17 protein-coding genes are annotated in these 18,998 nt (G+C 35.6%); 12 read left to right on the top strand and 5 right to left on the bottom strand.

Translation table 11 applies throughout. The features are described 5' to 3' along the window. The first annotated feature begins 32 nt into the window (after positions 1-32). Positions 33-854 (top strand): IclR family transcriptional regulator, encoded by an 822-nt coding sequence (locus AAV97_RS03790; protein WP_005029768.1) that lies wholly within the window; start codon positions 33-35, stop codon positions 852-854. 270 nt (positions 855-1,124) lie between these two features. Here AAV97_RS03790 and AAV97_RS03785 read toward each other — a convergent pair whose 3' ends face one another. Beyond that, on the bottom strand, positions 1,125-2,330 hold the full coding sequence (locus AAV97_RS03785) for an alpha/beta hydrolase family protein (RefSeq protein ID WP_228136506.1): 1,206 nt from the start codon (positions 2,328-2,330) through the stop codon (positions 1,125-1,127). A gap of 556 nt (positions 2,331-2,886) precedes the next feature. Here AAV97_RS03785 and AAV97_RS21175 point away from each other — a divergent pair. The 4 genes from AAV97_RS21175 (at position 2,887) to AAV97_RS03770 (ending at position 7,708) form a co-directional block, all read left to right on the top strand. Beyond that, positions 2,887-3,033 (top strand): hypothetical protein, encoded by a 147-nt coding sequence (locus AAV97_RS21175; protein ID WP_171248744.1) that lies wholly within the window; start codon positions 2,887-2,889, stop codon positions 3,031-3,033. A 35-nt stretch (positions 3,034-3,068) separates the two neighbouring features. Then, the gene (locus tag AAV97_RS03780) at positions 3,069-5,297 is read left to right on the top strand and encodes a phosphocholine-specific phospholipase C (RefSeq protein WP_046759858.1); all 2,229 of its coding nucleotides are present in this window, start codon (positions 3,069-3,071) and stop codon (positions 5,295-5,297) included. A 369-nt stretch (positions 5,298-5,666) separates the two neighbouring features. Beyond that, positions 5,667-6,338: a response regulator gene (locus AAV97_RS03775; protein ID WP_004831272.1), complete on the top strand. Its 672-nt coding sequence runs from the start codon at positions 5,667-5,669 to the stop codon at positions 6,336-6,338. After that, positions 6,335-7,708, top strand: a complete 1,374-nt coding sequence (locus AAV97_RS03770) for an ATP-binding protein (protein ID WP_046759857.1) — start codon at positions 6,335-6,337, stop codon at positions 7,706-7,708. The genes AAV97_RS03775 and AAV97_RS03770 overlap by 4 nt, the downstream gene beginning before the upstream one ends. A 26-nt stretch (positions 7,709-7,734) precedes the next feature. Here AAV97_RS03770 and AAV97_RS03765 read toward each other — a convergent pair whose 3' ends face one another. The 3 genes from AAV97_RS03765 to catM all read right to left on the bottom strand — a co-directional run bounded on the left by AAV97_RS03765 (position 7,735) and on the right by catM (position 11,793). After that, the gene (locus AAV97_RS03765) at positions 7,735-8,559 is read right to left on the bottom strand and encodes a class I SAM-dependent methyltransferase (protein ID WP_009587254.1); all 825 of its coding nucleotides are present in this window, start codon (positions 8,557-8,559) and stop codon (positions 7,735-7,737) included. 749 nt (positions 8,560-9,308) lie between these two features. Continuing rightward, positions 9,309-10,574 (bottom strand): OprD family outer membrane porin, encoded by a 1,266-nt coding sequence (locus tag AAV97_RS03760; RefSeq protein ID WP_046759856.1) that lies wholly within the window; start codon positions 10,572-10,574, stop codon positions 9,309-9,311. A 301-nt stretch (positions 10,575-10,875) separates the two neighbouring features. Further along, positions 10,876-11,793 (bottom strand): cis,cis-muconate-binding transcription regulator CatM, encoded by a 918-nt coding sequence (gene catM / locus AAV97_RS03755; RefSeq protein WP_009584605.1) that lies wholly within the window; start codon positions 11,791-11,793, stop codon positions 10,876-10,878. A gap of 575 nt (positions 11,794-12,368) precedes the next feature. Here catM and AAV97_RS03750 point away from each other — a divergent pair. Beyond that, complete coding sequence (locus AAV97_RS03750) at positions 12,369-14,840, top strand: penicillin acylase family protein (protein WP_046759855.1); 2,472 nt, start codon at positions 12,369-12,371, stop codon at positions 14,838-14,840. A gap of 165 nt (positions 14,841-15,005) precedes the next feature. Here AAV97_RS03750 and AAV97_RS03745 read toward each other — a convergent pair whose 3' ends face one another. Further along, positions 15,006-15,683, bottom strand: coding sequence for a hypothetical protein (locus AAV97_RS03745; RefSeq protein ID WP_046759854.1), 678 nt, complete (start codon positions 15,681-15,683; stop codon positions 15,006-15,008). 90 nt (positions 15,684-15,773) lie between these two features. Between AAV97_RS03745 and AAV97_RS03740 the strand changes: the two genes are divergently transcribed. The 6 genes from AAV97_RS03740 to AAV97_RS03715 are packed head-to-tail and all read left to right on the top strand — an operon-like array spanning position 15,774 to position 18,977. After that, positions 15,774-15,974: a hypothetical protein gene (locus tag AAV97_RS03740; protein ID WP_009584604.1), complete on the top strand. Its 201-nt coding sequence runs from the start codon at positions 15,774-15,776 to the stop codon at positions 15,972-15,974. Next, positions 15,971-16,471 carry a DUF4123 domain-containing protein gene (locus tag AAV97_RS03735; RefSeq protein WP_046759853.1) on the top strand — a complete coding sequence of 167 codons (501 nt, stop codon included), beginning with the start codon at positions 15,971-15,973 and terminating at the stop codon, positions 16,469-16,471. Before AAV97_RS03740 ends, AAV97_RS03735 begins: the two co-directional genes overlap by 4 nt. Next, positions 16,461-16,793 carry a hypothetical protein gene (locus AAV97_RS03730; RefSeq protein ID WP_009584635.1) on the top strand — a complete coding sequence of 111 codons (333 nt, stop codon included), beginning with the start codon at positions 16,461-16,463 and terminating at the stop codon, positions 16,791-16,793. Before AAV97_RS03735 ends, AAV97_RS03730 begins: the two co-directional genes overlap by 11 nt. 9 nt (positions 16,794-16,802) lie before the next feature. After that, on the top strand, positions 16,803-17,546 hold the full coding sequence (locus AAV97_RS03725) for a Tox-REase-5 domain-containing protein (protein ID WP_052945854.1): 744 nt from the start codon (positions 16,803-16,805) through the stop codon (positions 17,544-17,546). A 15-nt stretch (positions 17,547-17,561) separates the two neighbouring features. Next, positions 17,562-18,254 (top strand): hypothetical protein, encoded by a 693-nt coding sequence (locus AAV97_RS03720; protein ID WP_009584637.1) that lies wholly within the window; start codon positions 17,562-17,564, stop codon positions 18,252-18,254. A gap of 30 nt (positions 18,255-18,284) precedes the next feature. Then, a complete protein-coding gene (locus AAV97_RS03715) occupies positions 18,285-18,977 on the top strand; it encodes a hypothetical protein (RefSeq protein WP_046759852.1) in 693 nt (230 codons plus the stop codon). The last annotated feature ends 21 nt before the right edge of the window (positions 18,978-18,998 follow it).

Here is an 18,998-nt window from a genome sequence, read left to right as displayed (position 1 = left end):
GAATTTCATGATGAACACAGGTTAACTTAACAATGAATTCAACAACGACAGATGTTCTTTTAGAGCAAAACGCGGAATCCAATACCGATGAGCGCTATTTAGTACCCGGTTTGGTACGTGGATTAGCCATATTAAAATTATTTGATCAGCACCATCAGGAAATGACCATTTCTGAAATTGCAGAGAAATTAGATGTGAATCGTTCAAGTGCTTTTCGTTTAATTCACACGCTTGAGTTTTGTGGTTATTTAAGAAAAATGTCGCAAAAAACGTATGCCTTAAATAGCAATGTGATGGAGTTGGGTTTTAATAGCCTCTCAAAATCCTCACTCACCGATATTGCTGCACCTATTATGCGAGAGTTGCGCGATAAAATTAAAATAGCGGTACATCTATCAATTTTAGAAGGTACTGATATTGTATTTACCAGCAATGTTCAATCGATCGGTTCATTTACCAGTAATGTCCATATCGGAACTCGTTGGCATGCGCATGCCACGGTCATTGGACAATTATTACTTTCTCGTTTGCCTGAGTCTGAAGTGATCAAACGTTATGAACATTTTAACGATTGGAAAGTCTACTCTGATCGAACGCCTCAAAATTTGGCAGCACTATTAGAGCGTTTAAAATACGTTCGCAGTCAAAGCTTTATGATTAGTTGGGGGCACTTTAATACCGATATGGCCGCGAGCGCTGCACCGATTTATAATCAAGCCACACAAGAAATTGCTGCCGTGCTTTCAGTCAGTTGCCCACTCAGCACCTATTCAGAAGATGTGTTTAAAAATGAAATCTCTCAAGATGTCGTGGACTATGCAGATAAAATTTCAAAGTTCATTTATATGCAATAGCAGTTATCTTTACTCAACCACATCCATTTTATGTCGTGGTGTGTAATTCATTGTGTGGATTAAATGAGCTAAAAGTGTCAACGAACATTATTGTTAAATGCGATCTGGGCATTCTATTGGATAAGAATAGGAATGCCCTAATGGTAAAATGACAATTGTTATGCTTACTTAGAATCTTATTATTGAATGGTTTTGGCATTCAGACAGAATTCGTATGACCTATCACCAAGACAGTCACGATAATGGCGACATACCAAGCACGATTTAAATTCAATCCTTTTTACAAACATTCTTAGTTGGCTGATTGGAAAAAACTTTTTTTGCAAAACTAAAGGCATCTTCTTGAGATACAGGAATGACTGAACGATGTGTTTCTGCTGAATACTCGTGATATTCAACTGTTGCGCCACGAGAGCAAAAACTAGAAATCATCGCTTTAGTTGTCGGTGGCGTGACTGTGGTTTCATCCTGTGTGCCCTGAATAATGGTTACAGGGACTTTCATGGTCAATCGTGATGGATCTTGAGCTGTTTTCAAAAAATCAGTAACTTTGTCATAATCAGCACCCGCGTTTAAATATTGCCCAGCTTGCAACTGTTTTAATTTAAACAAAGGTGCAAGACATTGTGTCTTTGCTGCTTCAACTTGTGGTTTCATGGGAGCTTTCAGCAACTTATCCAAATCTATACTTGGATCTACAATATTTGCACCAAGCACTGTGACTGATAAAAATGGTTGGGCATGAACTACGCCACCATTCACAGCATTGTCCATGAATTTTAGAATCCCTGGTCCTACAGGTGCAATTGCGATCGCACCTTTCAAGGGATATTTCCCACCCGCTTGTTGAGTGAGCCCAGCAACCCACAAAGCCGCACCACCGCCTTCACTGTGTCCTACGACAATCCATTCATTGCTGAGTTGATTAGAATACCGATGTGCAGCGGTCACTATATCCGTCAAAGCAGCAGCATTACTTTTTCCATCCAATAATGGACGATGCCCTACAGAACCACCCCAACCTTCATAATCTGTTTGCAAGACGACATAACCACGTTTTAACCATTCATTGAGATATGCATCACGTGTTGCATTTACGGCTTGAGAAGGCATACATTGCGCAGCAAATCCGGTTGTGCCACTGCCCCAACTCACCACAGGATAGCCCCCTTGAGGAACAGGTGTTTTCGGCAATGTCATGAGACCATTCACTGTTGTCGCTTTGCCATTAAATGAGCTTGTTGTATATGAAATCTGCACACGTTTTGCGGCGTCTGGTAATGTAGAAATATCTATATCTTGCTGAACAGATATTAATTTTCCTGTAGTCGCATTTTGACTGCTGTCCGTATTCATACAAGCACCGAGTAACAATGATGATGTCAATAGACCTCCGATCACCATCATCTTGCTTTTCAATGTTTGATAATTCAGAAAAATCATTATTTTCTCTACACGTTTATATTTCCTTTTCATCTCATATTTCCCTAGTATGCTGGCTGAGGTTTATCGTGCTTTATCTAAAATTAGTTTTGTATGTAAAACTAATTTTTATATACAAACAATTCAATTTATATCAGTCTAAAGCAATACATTCAAACCGTTTTATTCAGACATCATTTGAGATAATTTTTTATTTATGTGATTTTTACTAAGATTGATCGATTGCTATATCTTCAAATCAACTGCCCACACCTGCATCAAAAATGTCAAAAACCTCTAAATTTATCGTTTAAATAAGACTGAATAAAATCCTGATCTGGTTTCAAATTTTGATGAAAATGAAAAAAATAGCTTGAGATTGCTTAAAAAGATAAAGTGAGACTTATAGCGATAGATCACCTGCTACCACATTTAAATTGAGTCATGTGTATTTCATTATACTTTTCGAGCATTTTAGCATCATATTGTAAACTCAATTTTTCAGACTTATTTGTCTGTTTCATCATGTCAATGAGCTGTCATAAAGATGACACTCAGTTGTCACAAGCGCTGTTTATGGTGTGGGCATCTTTAATTATGGATGAACCAGATGTTAAAAAACTCAAAGCAATGGCGCGCATATTTTTATATTTTTCCCATTCTACTGCTGCTTACTGCTTGTAACGATTCCAATGATGATCACTCTACGGCTCAACCTGATGGTTCCAAAAAACCAGTTATGCGTTGTGCACCATAAGTCATAAATACAAAAATTGAATTAGGAGAAATATTGTGATTGATCGTCGTCAGTTTTTAGCAAACACCCTTAAAACAGGTTTTGGGGCAGCAACTTTATCAGCCTTTCCAGCCAGTATTCAAAAAGCACTCGCTATTCCCGCCAACAATAAAACCGGAACTATTCAAGACGTTGAACATGTCGTCATCCTGATGCAGGAAAACCGTTCATTTGACCATTATTTTGGGACACTTAAAGGCGTTCGGGGCTTTGCAGATCGTATCACTATACCTGTACAAAATGGGCGTAGCGTTTGGCAGCAACAACGAAGTAATGGTGCACTACTTACCCCGTTCCACTTGGATGGTTCAAGTAATAATGCTCAACGTGCACCGGGAACAAACCACACTTGGGTGGATAGTCAAAAGGCATGGGACAATGGGCGTATGTCCAACTGGCCAACCTACAAAACTGATTATGCGATGGGTTATTTCAAAGAACAAGAAATTCCATATCAGTTTGCCTTGGCAAATGCCTTTACCATTTGCGATGCTTATCATTGCTCCATGCATACGGGTACAGATGCCAATCGCTCATTTCATTTAACTGGAACCAACGGCGCAGTACCGACCAGCACTGCCTTCGTAAATAACGAATGGGATTGGATTGATGGTGATCCGAAAAATGTGGATATTGGTTATACATGGAAAACGTATGCTGAACGCTTAGAAGAGGCTGGGGTCAATTGGATTTGTTATCAAAACATGCCAGATGAATGGGGAGATAATATGTTAGGTGCATTCCGTACCTTTAAAAAAGCCAATATTGATTCTGGTTATCCTGTTTCAAGTGGTGGTGCACCCAATAGCCCATACAATGCCGCAGCACAGAAACTACCATATAAAGCCTATGATGCCAGTACAGATAATGCGAAAAACCCACTGTATAAAGGGATCGCCAATACCCTACCTGGCAATAAACCTGAAGAGTTTTTAGATGCATTTAAAAATGACATTAAAACAGGAAAATTACCCCAAGTTTCATGGATCAATGCACCATCCATATATTGTGAACACCCTGGACCATCAAGCCCGGTACAAGGCTCATGGTTTATTCAAGAAATTTTAGATGCGTTAACAGCTGTTCCTGAGGTTTGGAGTAAGACCGTCTTTCTGATTAATTTTGATGAAAATGATGGTTATTTTGACCATGTACCATCGCCATCTGCACCAGCATTACTTGCAGATAATACCTATGCAGGTAAATCTACACTTAGCCAAACCGATATGCAGTATGAATATTATGTCCATGATGCACCTCTCGGTAGTAGCGGTCAGCCTAAAAAAGACAATGGCGTTTATGGACCTGGACCTCGAGTACCTTTGTTTGTGATTTCTCCGTGGAGCCGTGGCGGCATTGTTAACTCACAAGTCTTCGACCATACTTCGGTATTGATGTTTTTAGAAAAACGTTTTGGGGTCAAAGAAACCAATATTAGCCCATACCGTCGTGCGATCTGTGGGGATTTGACCACAGCATTTAACTTTAAAACACCCAATGAAGATGTATTGCCCGAATTAAATGGTAAACAAACTCGTGAACAAGCAGATCAATTACGATCAGCACAACAAAAATTACCCAATGTGCCAATCCCCACCAATTTACAACTTCCAATTCAAGCCAGTGGTATTCGTCGTTCAAAAGCTTTGCCTTATGAATTACATACCAGTGCACGTTGTCAAAGTGATGGAACAGTAAAACTTTTGTTTGCTAACACAGGAACTCAAGGTGCAGTTTTTCATGTGTATGACAAATTAAATCTAAGCCGTATTCCACGTCGCTATATCATCGAAGCAGGTAAAACTTTGGATGATGTCTGGAATGTTAAAAAGGACAATCAAGGTCTCTATGATCTTTGGGTCATGGGACCAAATGGTTTTCACCGTCATTTCAAAGGTGATTTGAATCGAAACCAAGATTTGCAGATCAATCCTGAAATCCGTGTTTGTTATGATATTGCTAATGGCAATATTTATGTCGACCTAAACAATACGGGTGCTAAAGATACGGAGTTTGTGATTACCCCAGTGGTTTATCGAACTGATTCGCCATTAAAAATCACGGTAAAAGCAGGTCAAACTTCAACTCAACACTGGGAATTAAAAGATGCTTGGCAATGGTATGATTTTGCTGTGACCTGTAGTCAAGATGCCAAGTTTTATCGCCGTTTTGCAGGGCGAGTGGAAACTGGTGAAGATTCTGTGAGTGATCCTGCAATGGTCTAAATACTCAGAGCTGATCCCCCATTTGATTCATCAAAAAGCCGTTTAATTTTAATCAACTAAACGGCTTTTTATTATTAAATAAGTTATTTGCTCTTGGCTCAAGTTTTTCATATCGCTTGATTATTTTTTGAGTCAAGATATTCTCTGTCTATTCAGACCATATTCCAATTCAACGCTTGGATAAATCAACGACAAGTTTGTCATTTGATTTAGCCCTCAAGTCACGATAATGTATTGATTATTCATTTATAGCTAAACCATTCTTATCTTATTTTTAACCAATCTTGTTGATCAATTAAAAACAATCATTAAGAAAGTATTAACAAGCGAATTTATTTGTAGAATGCAGCCATCTACCGAGGAAATCTCATGTTTGTCGTATTAGTTGAAGATGATCCCTACATTGCTCAAAGCATATTGGCTGCACTAGATTATTTAAACATTTCAGTTGAACATGCACGAACAGCTCGTGAAGCTGATTATTTTATCCGTCAAAGTTCAGTAGACCTGTGTTTATTGGATTTGGGGCTTCCAGACCAAGATGGCTTGGAATTACTTGCATCATGGCGAAAAGATCAAATTCATATCCCTGTTCTAGTCTTAACCGCACGCAATCGAACTCAACAATGCATTGAGACATTAAATGCTGGTGCCGATGATTACCTCACCAAACCCTTTGATTTGAATGAGCTTATTGCGCGAATATTGGCATTGTCACGCCGCTATGCTGGCTATTCTTCCAATATATTACAGATGGGTGAGCTCAAAATTAACTGTGAGACACAAGAAGTTTTTTATCAAAATCAATTATTAAGCTTGTCTCGACGTGAATACAGTTTGCTTGAAATCTTTATGCTCTATCCAAATCAAATTTTAAAAAATGAACAACTGATTGATAAAATTTACGGCTTTCAAGACTCTATAGAAAGTAACGCAATCTCAGTTCATATCCATCATCTAAGACAGAAAATTCATAGCAATATTATTCAAACCGTTCGAGGGGTCGGCTATATCTTAAAAAATCCGGAGCAAAGCAAGTGAAAGGATACAGTCTCAAATGGAGGCTCGTGGTCAGTATTACTGTTATCTTTGTATTACTGTGGTCATTTGTTTTCTGTTGGCTTTATTTTGATTTAGCCAAACGCTTACAAGACACCTTAGATGAACGTTTATCAGCCTCAGCACATATGGTGATCCGTTTAGTCCAACAGCTCCCTCTACAAGACATTCATTCAGCACTCCAACATGAGACTCAGGATATTAATCATCCAAATCTGATTGCCTGTGAGGTCTCAGTTTTTAGCTCAAATATTGCCGTTGAACAAAAAATCGTGGCTCGAACTCGTGGTGCGCCAGAAAATCTACAGACACAAAAAACTGGTTTTAGTACATGGCGTTATCAGAATACAGAATGGCGCAGTTATGTCATTCAAAAAGGCAATATTCAGGTGGTAACTGCTGAAAAACTGCAACTACGCCACTCATTGCTCAAACAAATTTTACAATCCGTTTTGATCCCACTGATCGCTACACTCTTTTTATGTATTCTGTTGATTTTATGGATTATGCGAGTGGAATTTCGTCCGCTACAAAATATTTCCAATACCTTGATTAAGAAAAAACAGAATTTATCGGAATCCGCCCTCTATTTGATTGAATTGAAGTCACAAAATACTCCCAAAGAAATCCAGCCATTTGTGGACAATTTATTTGATTTAATTCAACAACTTCATAAAAGTCTTGAAAATGAAAAGAGTTTTACCGCATTCGCTGCACATGAGTTGCGTAGTCCATTGACCGCAATCAAAACACACGTTCAACTGAGTAAACTCATGTTAGCTCAGTCTCAAATGACAGATCATGCGGCATTTAAAAACCTTGAACAAGCAGAACATAGTATTAATCGCTATGAACAACTATTAAAACAACTGTTATTGCTCAGTCAGATGGAGGCTATGACTTTACAAGCATTTCAGCCTGTCTCTACAGATATTGGTCAAAGTTTAAAGCAAGTTATGCTTGAACTTGAGTCGAACTACCCTGAAATCAGAAACAATTTAAACCTGACTATAGCGGTTGAGCAAACTATTCAAATTCCTGAAACTGAGTTGAATATCATCTTAAAAAATTTGATTGAAAATGCATATATTCATTCAAATTCTCAGCAAACAATTGAAATTCAATTAATAAAAGGTAAATTGATGATCATTGATCATGGTATCGGACTCGCTGACAATGAACTAACTTTATTAACACAAAGATTTTGGCGTAAATCGTCGCAAAATAATGGGCATGGATTGGGCTTATCTTTGGTTAAATTGATCCTTGAACGCTACGGTTACACCATTCAATTTAGTCACAACCAACCACAAGGTTTAAAAGTCACCATCTATCTTGATAAAAGGCTCTAAAATACATTCTTGGCATTTTAAAAGCGTCATTTAATTCGATACATTAAAATCCGTGAAGATGTTTTCATTTGCGGAATAATTGACATTAAAGTAGTTAAAATAATGCCCATTCGACGCCAACCTTTAAACTGATTAAATAAATAAGTCTGCCCATATTTGAGTTTAGGATGCCAAGCTTCAATCGCTTTGTCGTCATCTAGACCAAACTTAAAAGTTGCCTTGGTTTTACTCACAGTGTCATGTAATGATGATTTGGTGCTCATCCATTGATTCAGCATATCAAAATGTACTTCTGCCCCTGAAAAACGCTCTGCCAAACCGATAAGAACTTGTTTATTTTGTGCTTCATTAAAATACATTAACACCCCTTCTATGACGAACATAAAGTCCCCTTGAGGGTGATCTTGTTTCAATTGATCCATCCATGTTGTTGTGAGCATGGAACTGGCAATTAAATGTTCATTTTCTTGTGGTGATAACAGTTTCTTTCGTTGTTCTATTACTTCATCGAGATCGAGTTGATAAAATTGTGCTTGCTGAGCACTTTCACCAATACGTTGAAGACGCGTGTCTAATCCGCACCCAACAAAAACAACTATTGGGTTTTGATGACATTGAATAAATTGCTTCACTTTCTGATCAAAATGATTAGAGCGAATTGCAACCCCAACTGAACTTGCGGTTTTATTTTTGTATTTTGAAAAGTCATAATCAATTTTTTCGACCAATTCACAAGCCGTTTGATCGTTGATCAGAGGATCTTGTTTTCGTGTTTCTACGGATTTTGCATACAATGTAATCAATAAAGTATCAGCAATTTCATCTTGTAAATTCAAGGCAATCTTATTCATTGTACTTTCCTTTTAAAAATAAATATCTTTTTTGAACTGATTGATGCTCACGTTCAAAAGGGAAAATTTCATAAAAACCAGTCTTATCCCCGACACACTGTTTCAGTTCATTGATCAACATCATGAAAAGCTAGACATCATGCTAAGCCTAATACAACATAAATGCAAATAAATATCATTATCATTTAATCATATTTTTTGAATGAGGAATCTACACATTTTCTTGACGTATTTCTTTTATTAACTGATGTTACGCAGTAACTCTAAAATTAAATTTTGGAGCTAGATGAATATGGATACGCGAAAACGTCATCCGCAATTGCTTGAGGCAGGACTCCTTCTAATAAGTAAAGTTTCTGCGAAACTTTGAATATTTTGACGATAGTGAACGAGTTCTGCGGTGAGTAGCGATACGGCTGCGCAAGATGATTGCCCTTGCGGAGCTTTGCTCCTCATGCCAAAACAAAAGTACCTCGAGCCGAAGGCTATTCCATAAATTTAAACTTTGGATGTAAGTCTCCGTCGTGTAAATTTAGCTTTTTCTTTTTCACCTACTTAATTTCAATCAAGTGCGTAACATCAGTTATTAAATTTAGAAAAATTAATGGGCTTATTCATTTAAAGGAAGAAAAAATGCTGATCTTTTCATGGCAAAAATTGAATATGGATAATAATTTTATCCATATTCAATCAATGATAGTTTTTGATTGTTACGAAGCCTAATAAAAAATATTGAGTTTTCCATCCAATCAAAATTTGAATGTATATGTTCCTAAAATACGGTTTTCTACAAAATCTGCGCCTGGAGTATTTCCTGCTCCGTATTTAATATCAGCACGAATATGCCGCCACTCAGCACCTAGACCTTTAAATTTTCCTTGTGGAACGATGTAACTAACAATCAGATTTTTTTCAGTTTCTTTATTGTCCTTTAATCCTGCTCGATAAATACCACTTCCATTTAAATAACGTAATGTCAGTTTCAAACCTGGAATTCCGTTGTCTTTAAAATCATAACTATATAAAGCATGCCAAGTGAATTCTTTGGCTTTATAGAAAGCAACCGATGACCACGTTTGTAAATAGCCTTGTGGAACAAAGCCATTTAACAAAGGAATATTATCTTCTCCTGAATTTTTCTGTATGCCTAAAGACAATGTATTTGCACCATTTTGCATGGTACTTTGCAAACTCGTGGATTGAGTATCAATCTTTCCAAAATAAGCATCACCATCCTCTTTGTAATTGAAATAGCGAGTTTCTACTTTAAATTTTGTTGCGCCTATTTGATTTGAATATGCTGCACTGACATAGTGTTGTTGATAAATATCTTCAAGTTGTCCAAACCAATAAGCACCATTCCAATGCGGTGTCAGCTTATAGTCCAAACCAATGAAATTTAATCCATCACTGCGTTTACGAGGATCTGTCGATGCACCTAAAGTAAATTTCCTAAACTCATCATCATCACGTGCATTGACATGTGTAAATCTACCAGCAGATAACTTTAAATTTTCAATGTCTTTACTTTCCAACATTACACCGGCAAAAGTTGTGATCAGTTGGCGAGAGTCATCCATGAATAATACGGGCGTTTTTGGAAAAAGTTCACCAATTTTGAGTTCGGTATCCTGATATTTTAATTTTAAAGTCGCACCCAGTTTTAAATAATCTCGTGCCTGACGCCCTTCAGATTGATCATATTTAAAAATGGTATCTGATCGTTCGTCATAACGATCACTCAGACGCAATGCATACTGCACACCTAAATCTAATCCAAACTGTACGGGTGTATTTGTATAGCCAGACTCAAAACGTCCCATCACAGCTTGTGACCAACTCCCAATATCTTTATTTGTACCTTCAATGTCCCGTTCCATATAGAAATTACGTAAATAAATACTTTTTTCACTATTTTCTAAAAAGTCTGCATGAGCAGCATGAACATTTAAGTAAGCTAAAGCGGTATAAAGTGCGATTTTTTGCACTTTATAAAATACATTTAATCTCAACATAGGAAATCCTTTCCTGAAAGCTTAAGTTTTTGTTTATTGCAACGATGGGACCCTTACCCCGTTGTTATCTCAATCCAGTTCACTTTAAGAAATTAAATAAAAATCAGTGCTATATAATCTTTAAGTGTTTTGGCTTAAGCTCAAGTATTGGAATTATTAATGTAATTTTCCATATCATTAAAAGTATATTGTCATACCTTTTGCTAAATCCCCGTCTCATCATCCATTGTGACAGGCACAACATACATAACCCAGCGATTAAAGCTAAAATACAACAAAGCTCCAATACACTGTATTTGACCTAGTATCCTTCGAATTGCAATGGAATTCCTTCTTCTTCAAATACCTGTTTAACGCACTCTAACACTTTGGATAAATAAGGACTTTGATCCATATTTCTTACCGCTAAAGAAATCGGACTATATGCTTCCATATCTAATATAGGGATATAAACTAGATTTTTCATTCCAATATCACTGGCACTTTCAGGAATAATACATACCCCTTCACCCGATGAAACCAAACCTAAAGCCATATGGATTTCACGAACTTCTATCATATTTTTTGGCACCAAACCTAATTCAGTAAAAATAGATTGAATCAACGTAGAAAAATTAGGTTTTTGTGTTGCCGGGTAAGAAAATATCGATTCATCAATAATTTGAGATAAATAAATCCCTTTATGAACATATTCAGTCAAATAATGATTTTTATGAATTGCTAATTTTAATTTTTCTTTGCGCAGTAAAATTCGTTTGATTGCAGGATCACTGATTCTCAAACGCCCAAAACCCAAATCAATTTTTCCAAGCTTTAAAGCTTCAATTTGATCTTTGGTTCCGTATTCGAGCAACTCAACCTGAATATCAGGATTATTTTGACGAAATAAGTAAATAATTTGTGGCAACAAAGCATACAGTAAAGAACTGACATAGCCGATCCGTATAATCATATTGATTGAACTGATACGCTTTGCCATAGATGTTGCTTGTGCAGTATGTGTAAGAATTTGCACAGCATGTTGATAAAAAAATTGACCTGCATCTGTTGTTCTTACAGGTCGAGAACCCCGTTCAAATAACAAAATACCCAGTTCTTCTTCTAACTTCTGAATTTGTCTACTTAAAGGTGGCTGAGCTATACATAACTTTTCCGCAGCTTTGGTAATGCTCTGCTCTTCAACGACCGTGACAAAATAACGAAGATGTCTTAATTCCATTTAATTGCCCTGCTTTGTTGAATTTCCATAAGATACAAACCCAACAGTCACAAATATAAAATATATTGAGTAATCAGCTTGGTGTTTAAGCATGATCCAATCATCCTTCATGGAACATTAATAAAGTCAGAACATCTCAACTTTAATCACACCAAAACTGAACAATCCCACTCAAAACTCGCTTAACTTATAGAACTCTCCATCTTTAATATTTAAAAACAACTGCTTTAAAATACAGATCTATAAATTTGATCTTTTTCTAGTCTCCAATGAATAAAAAATATTTGAGAGTCTGATTTATAAACATTTGATTAAAGTAAAAGAACCAATTCAAGATCATACAAAATAAATATATAAATCATATTCTTAATAAATATTCATCATTTTAAAATAGACTTTTAACAATGCATTTTGGAAAAAGTATAAAGATATACCTTACAAATACTAGAAAATTACATATAAAAATAACAATAATTTTACTAACAATGCAAGCCCGTACGTCTTTAAGCTCACTATTTTTAGACCGATGCCACTGAAAGTATTGTTTTCTCATAATAATGAAAAGGATATTTCAATTGAAACTAAGCATATATAACCCTCAGCCACTCCGTTTAGTCCATTTGCTCAAAGCAAGTGCTTTAAGTTGTTTCTTTCTAGCAGGCTGTAGTTCCTCTTCACATCTAGAGTCAAATCAACCACAAAAGCAAGTCAGCATTAAACGAGATAATTATGGGACACCTCATATCTATGCTGATGATACATATGGGCTTTTTTATGGTTATGGTTATGCGGTAGCAACAGATCGTTTATTTCAGATGGAAATGTCTAAACGCACGGGCTTAGGCACTGTTGCGGAAGTACTTGGGTCAGAATACCTTCAATATGATATCGCAACACATAGCCGCTTTAACCCAGATGAAATTAAACGGCAAATTGCGCAACTTTCCCCTGAAGATCGTGCCATTTTTGATGGCTATGCCGCGGGTTTCAATAAACGCATCAAAGAAGTATTGGCAAATCCTGAACTGATGCCAAAAGAGTTTATTGATTATGATTTTCAACCATCGCTATGGGCATCAGAAGATATTGCAATGGTTTGGGTCGGTTTAATTCTGAATCGATTCTTTTCTGCCAGTTCAGAGGTCTCAAATTTAGATTTACTGACACAACTTCAGAAAGAAAAAGGTCAAGCTACAGGTTTAAAACTCTATCAACAATTGCGTTGGCTAGATGACCCAAGCGCCCCAACGATCATTGAAAGTGATCAGAAAGCACAAATCTCAGTGCATCAAAAATCGCAAGTAAAAAATATTTCACCGATCTCAGATCAAGCCGCTAAGCAATATCTCGCTCAAGCCCGAGTCGCCATGGGTAAGAGTGTGGTCGATGGTGTTCCTACTGCAAGTAATGCATGGGTTGTCAAAGCAGATAAAACGGTTGAAGGTCAAACGGTTTTATATAATGGTCCACAGCAAGGCTGGTACACTCCTGCAATTACTTACTCCATCGGATTACATGGTGCTGGTTATAATCTGACAGGGATTACACCAGTTGGATTACCTGCAATTTTATTTGGTACCAATGGTAAAATTGCTTGGGGTTCGACAGTCGGCTCTCTTGATACTAACGATATTTATCAACTCAAATTAAATCCGAATAATTCAAAGCAATATCTCTATCAAGGACAATATATTCCTTTAGAACATCGTCAAATGAGTATTAAAGTACGTAATCAAGCAGACCATGTTTTAGATGTTTATAAAAGCAAACAGGGCTTTGTCAGTACATGGGATGAAAAAAACCATACCGCATATGCTCAAAAACGGAGTTGGGAAGGTCTAGAAATTGAAACCTTATTAGGTTGGGCAAATGCAGCTAAGGCAAATAACTGGAATGAGTTTCTTGATCAAGCCAAGCGTGTTGCAGCATCTATTACTTGGTTTTATGCCGATACACAAAATAATATCGGTGTTGCTGCATTGGGGCGTTTACCGATCCGCCCTGAAAATCAACATATTCAGTTGCCAGCTCAGGGTGATGGCTCAATGGAATGGCAAGGTTTTTATGATTTTTCGCATAATCCCAAAGCTTATAACCCAGAAAAAGGCTATATCAGTAGTTGGAACAATAAGGCTTATGCTGGCTTACGTTCAGACTCATCCAACTTTTCCTATGTCGATCGAGTCAATGAACTAATAGAACCTTTGACGAGCAAACAAAAATTAAGCCAGCAGGATATTTGGGACATCAATAAACTGGGGGCTTGGTCAGACCTGAATGCACGCTATTTTATTCCTGATATGGTCAAAGCGGCTCAAAGTCGTAAATCTTCGTCTTTAGCCAAAAAAGTCGCACCATTATTAGCAAGTTGGGATTTTAAATTACGCCCTGACAGTGAAGGAAAATTTTATCAGGGTGCAGCTCCAGCGATTATGCGAACATGGCTCAATCACATGATAGAACTTGTGCTTAAACCTCATTTATCTGAAAATATTTATACACGTTACACAGATACACTTTATCCAGTCAACAATGATCCGAGAAGTACCCAGCCAGCCAGCGCATCGAAACTCATCTGGAATGCTTTACAAGCTAAACAAGCCACGGTTCCTCAAACCGTTGATTTCTTGAATGGTCAATTGCCTGAAGATGTGGTTTTGATCGCACTTGAAAAAACATTGCTCGAATTAACTAGCCAATATAACTCGAAAGAACCGAGTGACTGGAAAATACCTGTCGCGACTATGGGTTTTTCAAACAAAAATTCTGTCGGTATTCCTTGGGCTGATCAGGCAAATCAACAACAACTCAACACTTATGGCAATACTGGAAGTGCGACTTTCCGTGTGGTATTAGATCCTAGCCAAGTGACAATGTGTTCTATTCTTGCCCCAGGTCAAAGTGGCTTTATTCATCGAAATGGTCAACTTGATCCACACTTTGCCGATCAGCTTTCATTGTTTGAAAATTACACTTGTAAAAATGATGCGGTCAGTCAAAAGCAAATTGATCAAAATACCCAACAAAGTATCACGTTAAATTATTAATTTTGCAAAAATAATATGCGTTATAATTGATTTGAAAGGTTCCTTCTCCTATTCACTTAGGGTGAAGGTTCTCTGTATAAAAGAATTGTTCAAACAAATCTTCGTTGAAGAAGCCTATTGAACTCAATAACTTTATTATTTGTTATACAACTTCTTAGAATAATTTTATAATATTGATATCTTCGCGATTTTTTCACTTCTGTTAGGGACAGGACCTGAGTAATAATTTTCTTTATTTTGAAAATAAATATCAAAACTTTCACTCATAAAAGCATCATGTTTACTTTGCTTTTTATAGATTCTAGCGATTTGGGGAATATAATATTCAAACCAGTCATTTAAACTTTTAAAAGATGAATAGTTTCTTAAATGATCGAATAAATACTGTAAGTCTGTAATTACAGCCGATACATCTGGATTAAACATCCAAAGTGATATTTTCATTGGTTCTATTGCTGTCATCGTATAATTATCTCGATGATCCAAACGAGCTACTGTATACAGCTGTGCACCTTGTTCTGTAAAACGAGAACATAGCAGTTTTGTCCTTTGTATCTGAGAATAATCTGTACCCACTTCTAACTCTCTAGCTCTTCTTGAAATCTCAAGACATTCAGGTAGCTTTTGTATGTTTGAGCACGCAATTAAACTAAAAATTTCAAAAGCTCTTTGCACCACATGATACTCGCCACTCCCCGTAATCATGCCCTCTTCCCAATAGTGCATTTTTCTAATTTTTTCTTCTGAGAAATCTAAAAAACCATCCTCATGTAAAATGGCAGATTGATGATCAGAAGCCACGATGGCACTGTCTTTAAGTTGAATCGCAAGGATAAATGTCATTTTTGTAATTAACTTTGTAGTTTACTTAATAGGTATATTAATATAAATTAAATACAAATTTAACAACATCTATTATAAAAAGAGGAGTATATGGCAGCAGACTCTCAGTTAATCATTGGTAAAGATGGAATAACCTTTATTACACCACGAGAATTCAAAGTTCATGCAGGTCAACACCAATTTAAAACTGGTGAAAGAATATCTATGCCAATTTTCCCTTTACAACAACCCATCTGTGTAGAATGTTTAATGGATGCGGCTAACCGAGGTTTGGGAATTATCAGGCGATGATTATAACAATAAAAGATTTTGATCAATTTATTGAGAATAACCAAAAAAATCTAGGATTCTATTGTCTAATCGATGGTGCTCAGATCGACCATAAACAAATTACGCATATTGAACATACCTTTGGCTCATGTGATTATCTATTTAAGGATACCTTTGAAGAACAAGCTTATTTATTTGGCGGAATTTTAATTCATTTACCGTTTATTCAATCTTTACAATTCGAGAATATTATCAAGTTGATGAATCAACATAATGCGATGATTTTTTTCAAAAGCGCACTCAGCATAAAACAATTGAAAAATATATTACGTGAAAAACTTTATCTTGAATTAGAAGATGGAGGAATCGGTATTTTGAGATTCTATGACCCACGAATTTTAAATAGACTTCACCAAATTTTAACGCCAGAACAAAAAAAAGAGTTTATGAACGGAATTGATGCATATTATTTTAAACTCAATGACTTGGGGTATGAGATCAACAACAATGAAACTTAATCAAAATCAGATACTCAGCCTAGAATCATTAAAAGATAGAGATGAAATATGTGAAAGTATTTACAACGAAATTTTAGAAAACTCGTTATTACTTTCGATTTATGATCATGAAATACAACATCTTAAAACAGAAATTTATAACAGTTTTGATTTACTCGTCACTCAATTAATTACAGATAACGGTGTCATGATTGAGCTCATCATTTGGAATGTAATACTTAGAAAAAACTTTTTATTTGATGAAAATATTCAAAAATTTATCTTTGCATCGAATGTTAAAGCCAAAGATTTATTATCAGTCTTAGAGTACGAAATGAATTAAGGACATAAAATGGATAACCTCTCTACTTTGGTACTCGGTTGGGCTGGTGTTGGTGATCAACCGAATCCTACAAAAACAACACCAAAGCCTCAAATTGGACAACCTACTCCTACGTCACCTAGCATAGGTGGTAAGCCCATAGGTGTGGGAACAGGAGCTGTCATTTTCGCTGGAATTCCAAATACTAGAGAAATTCCGTTATCTCCTGAAGCTTTAGAAGATTTAAAGAAAACTGCCAAAGAAACACAAGAAAAAATCAAAAATAAAGAAATCGAAAAGGAAAAACAAACCAAATGTAAAAAATGTGAAGCCTTTACGTTTGGCAAAAAACATCGCAAGAAAATTTCATTTGGTGATCCCGATAATACCAAATATCAATTTAAAATATCCAATATGTTAAGTGATCCATTAAAGTTTAGAGCAGGCACGCCTTCAGTTTCAGAGGGAAAAACAAAACCTTCGACCCCGATTGAAGAATGGCTTTTAAATGATGTCTCTTTTGATGGCTTATGGCCAATACCATGTACACTGGTTGAGGCTAAAGGAAATTATGCGCAGTTTTTAACAGAATCAAAAAAAGGAATACGTAAATTTATTTTTGAAGGACTCACTAAAGAAGCAATAGGTCAAAGAAGTGTAAATATAAAATATAAAACTAATAAACTGGTATGGTATTTTCTTGAACAAGAAGCAAAGCAACATTTTGATATAGAAAGTGGTGAAATTGTTAAAACTATTTTTATGCCACTTTAAATTGAGGTAATTTGCATGGAATTTATTATTCATTCATTATTCTATAAAGCTTTATCAAACAAAGATAATGAAATTAAAAAACAACTTGAAGCTTTCAAAAAAATAATAAATGAAGCTCATCAGCTACATCCAATATTTTCAAATTTACATATTAATAATGCCATCAACCCATCTAAACCACTAGGCTATCCATTTCCTAGCGATGAGGCATTAAGATACTTTTATAAGTCACGAAAAAAAGACCCTTTTGATTCAGCACTTTTATGGAATGGAAAAAATGACAGCGCTGAATATATAAGTGTAACTCTCAATAGTATTAGTTTAAAGTTTGGTCTTGAAAATCAATTAGATATAGAAATATTAGAAAACTTATTAAAAATACTTCTTAAATATCTAAAATTTAAATACATTTTTATTTCCAATCATTTTTTTAGAGATACTATTATTTTCGAACACAGACATCCTGTTTCAGCAATATGCTTTGTTCCACAAATCATAAGTGAAAATTCCATTCCCCACTTATATAAAAAAATAGATGTTTTAAATGATCTCAATCATGGAAGTATCTTAATTTTTGACGAAAATATTTTTGAAGAATCTGATCGTATGAAAAAAATTATAGAAGAAAATGCTATTGCTTTAGTTGCCTTAAATGCAATTCCTGAAACTGAGCTGGATTCAGATTTTTTTAGTGAAGTTGATTTGTGATTTTGACTATTGATGATAAGGCTTTTTGATATGGAATATAATTTACACGCTTTATTTTACAAAGCCTTATCGAACTCTGATCAAGAGATTCAACAACAATTAAAAGCTTTAGAGAGTATCGTTCTTGAAGCTCAGAAATTACATCCAATATTTTCAAATCTTTATATTAATAATGCAATTAATCCTTCTAAACCTTTGGGTTATTCATTTCCAAGTCAAGAAGCTTTTAAATATTTATATAATGCTAGAAAAAAAGACCCTTTTGAATCAGTGCTTTTATGTAATGGAGATGATAAAACCACTGAATATATCAGTGTTGCGTTAAGTAACATCGGATTGAGATTTGGACTTGAAAATCAATTAAATACGGAAATTTTAAAAAAGCTATTCCAAATAATGCTTACTCATTTAAATTTTAAATATATTTTTATTTATGATGACTTTTTTAGAGATATTGTTGTTTTCGAACACAGACATCCTGTTTCAGCAATATGCTATGTTCCACAAATCATAAGTGAAAATTCCATTCCCCACTTATATAAAAAAATAGATGTTTTAAATGATCTCAATCAAGGAAGTATCTTGATTTTTGATGAAAATATTTTTGAAGAATCTGGTCGTATGAAAAAAATTATTGAAGAAAATGCGATTGCTTTAGTTGCCTTAAATGCAATTCCTGAAACTGAGCTGGATTCAGATTTTTTTAGTGAAGTTGATTTGTGATGACAATGATTTTGTCTTCTC

Source organism: Acinetobacter sp. Ag2, assembly GCF_001005515.1.
In the GTDB taxonomy this organism is placed as follows: domain Bacteria; phylum Pseudomonadota; class Gammaproteobacteria; order Pseudomonadales; family Moraxellaceae; genus Acinetobacter; species Acinetobacter bereziniae.
This window is presented reverse-complemented; position numbering and strand designations above follow the sequence as displayed.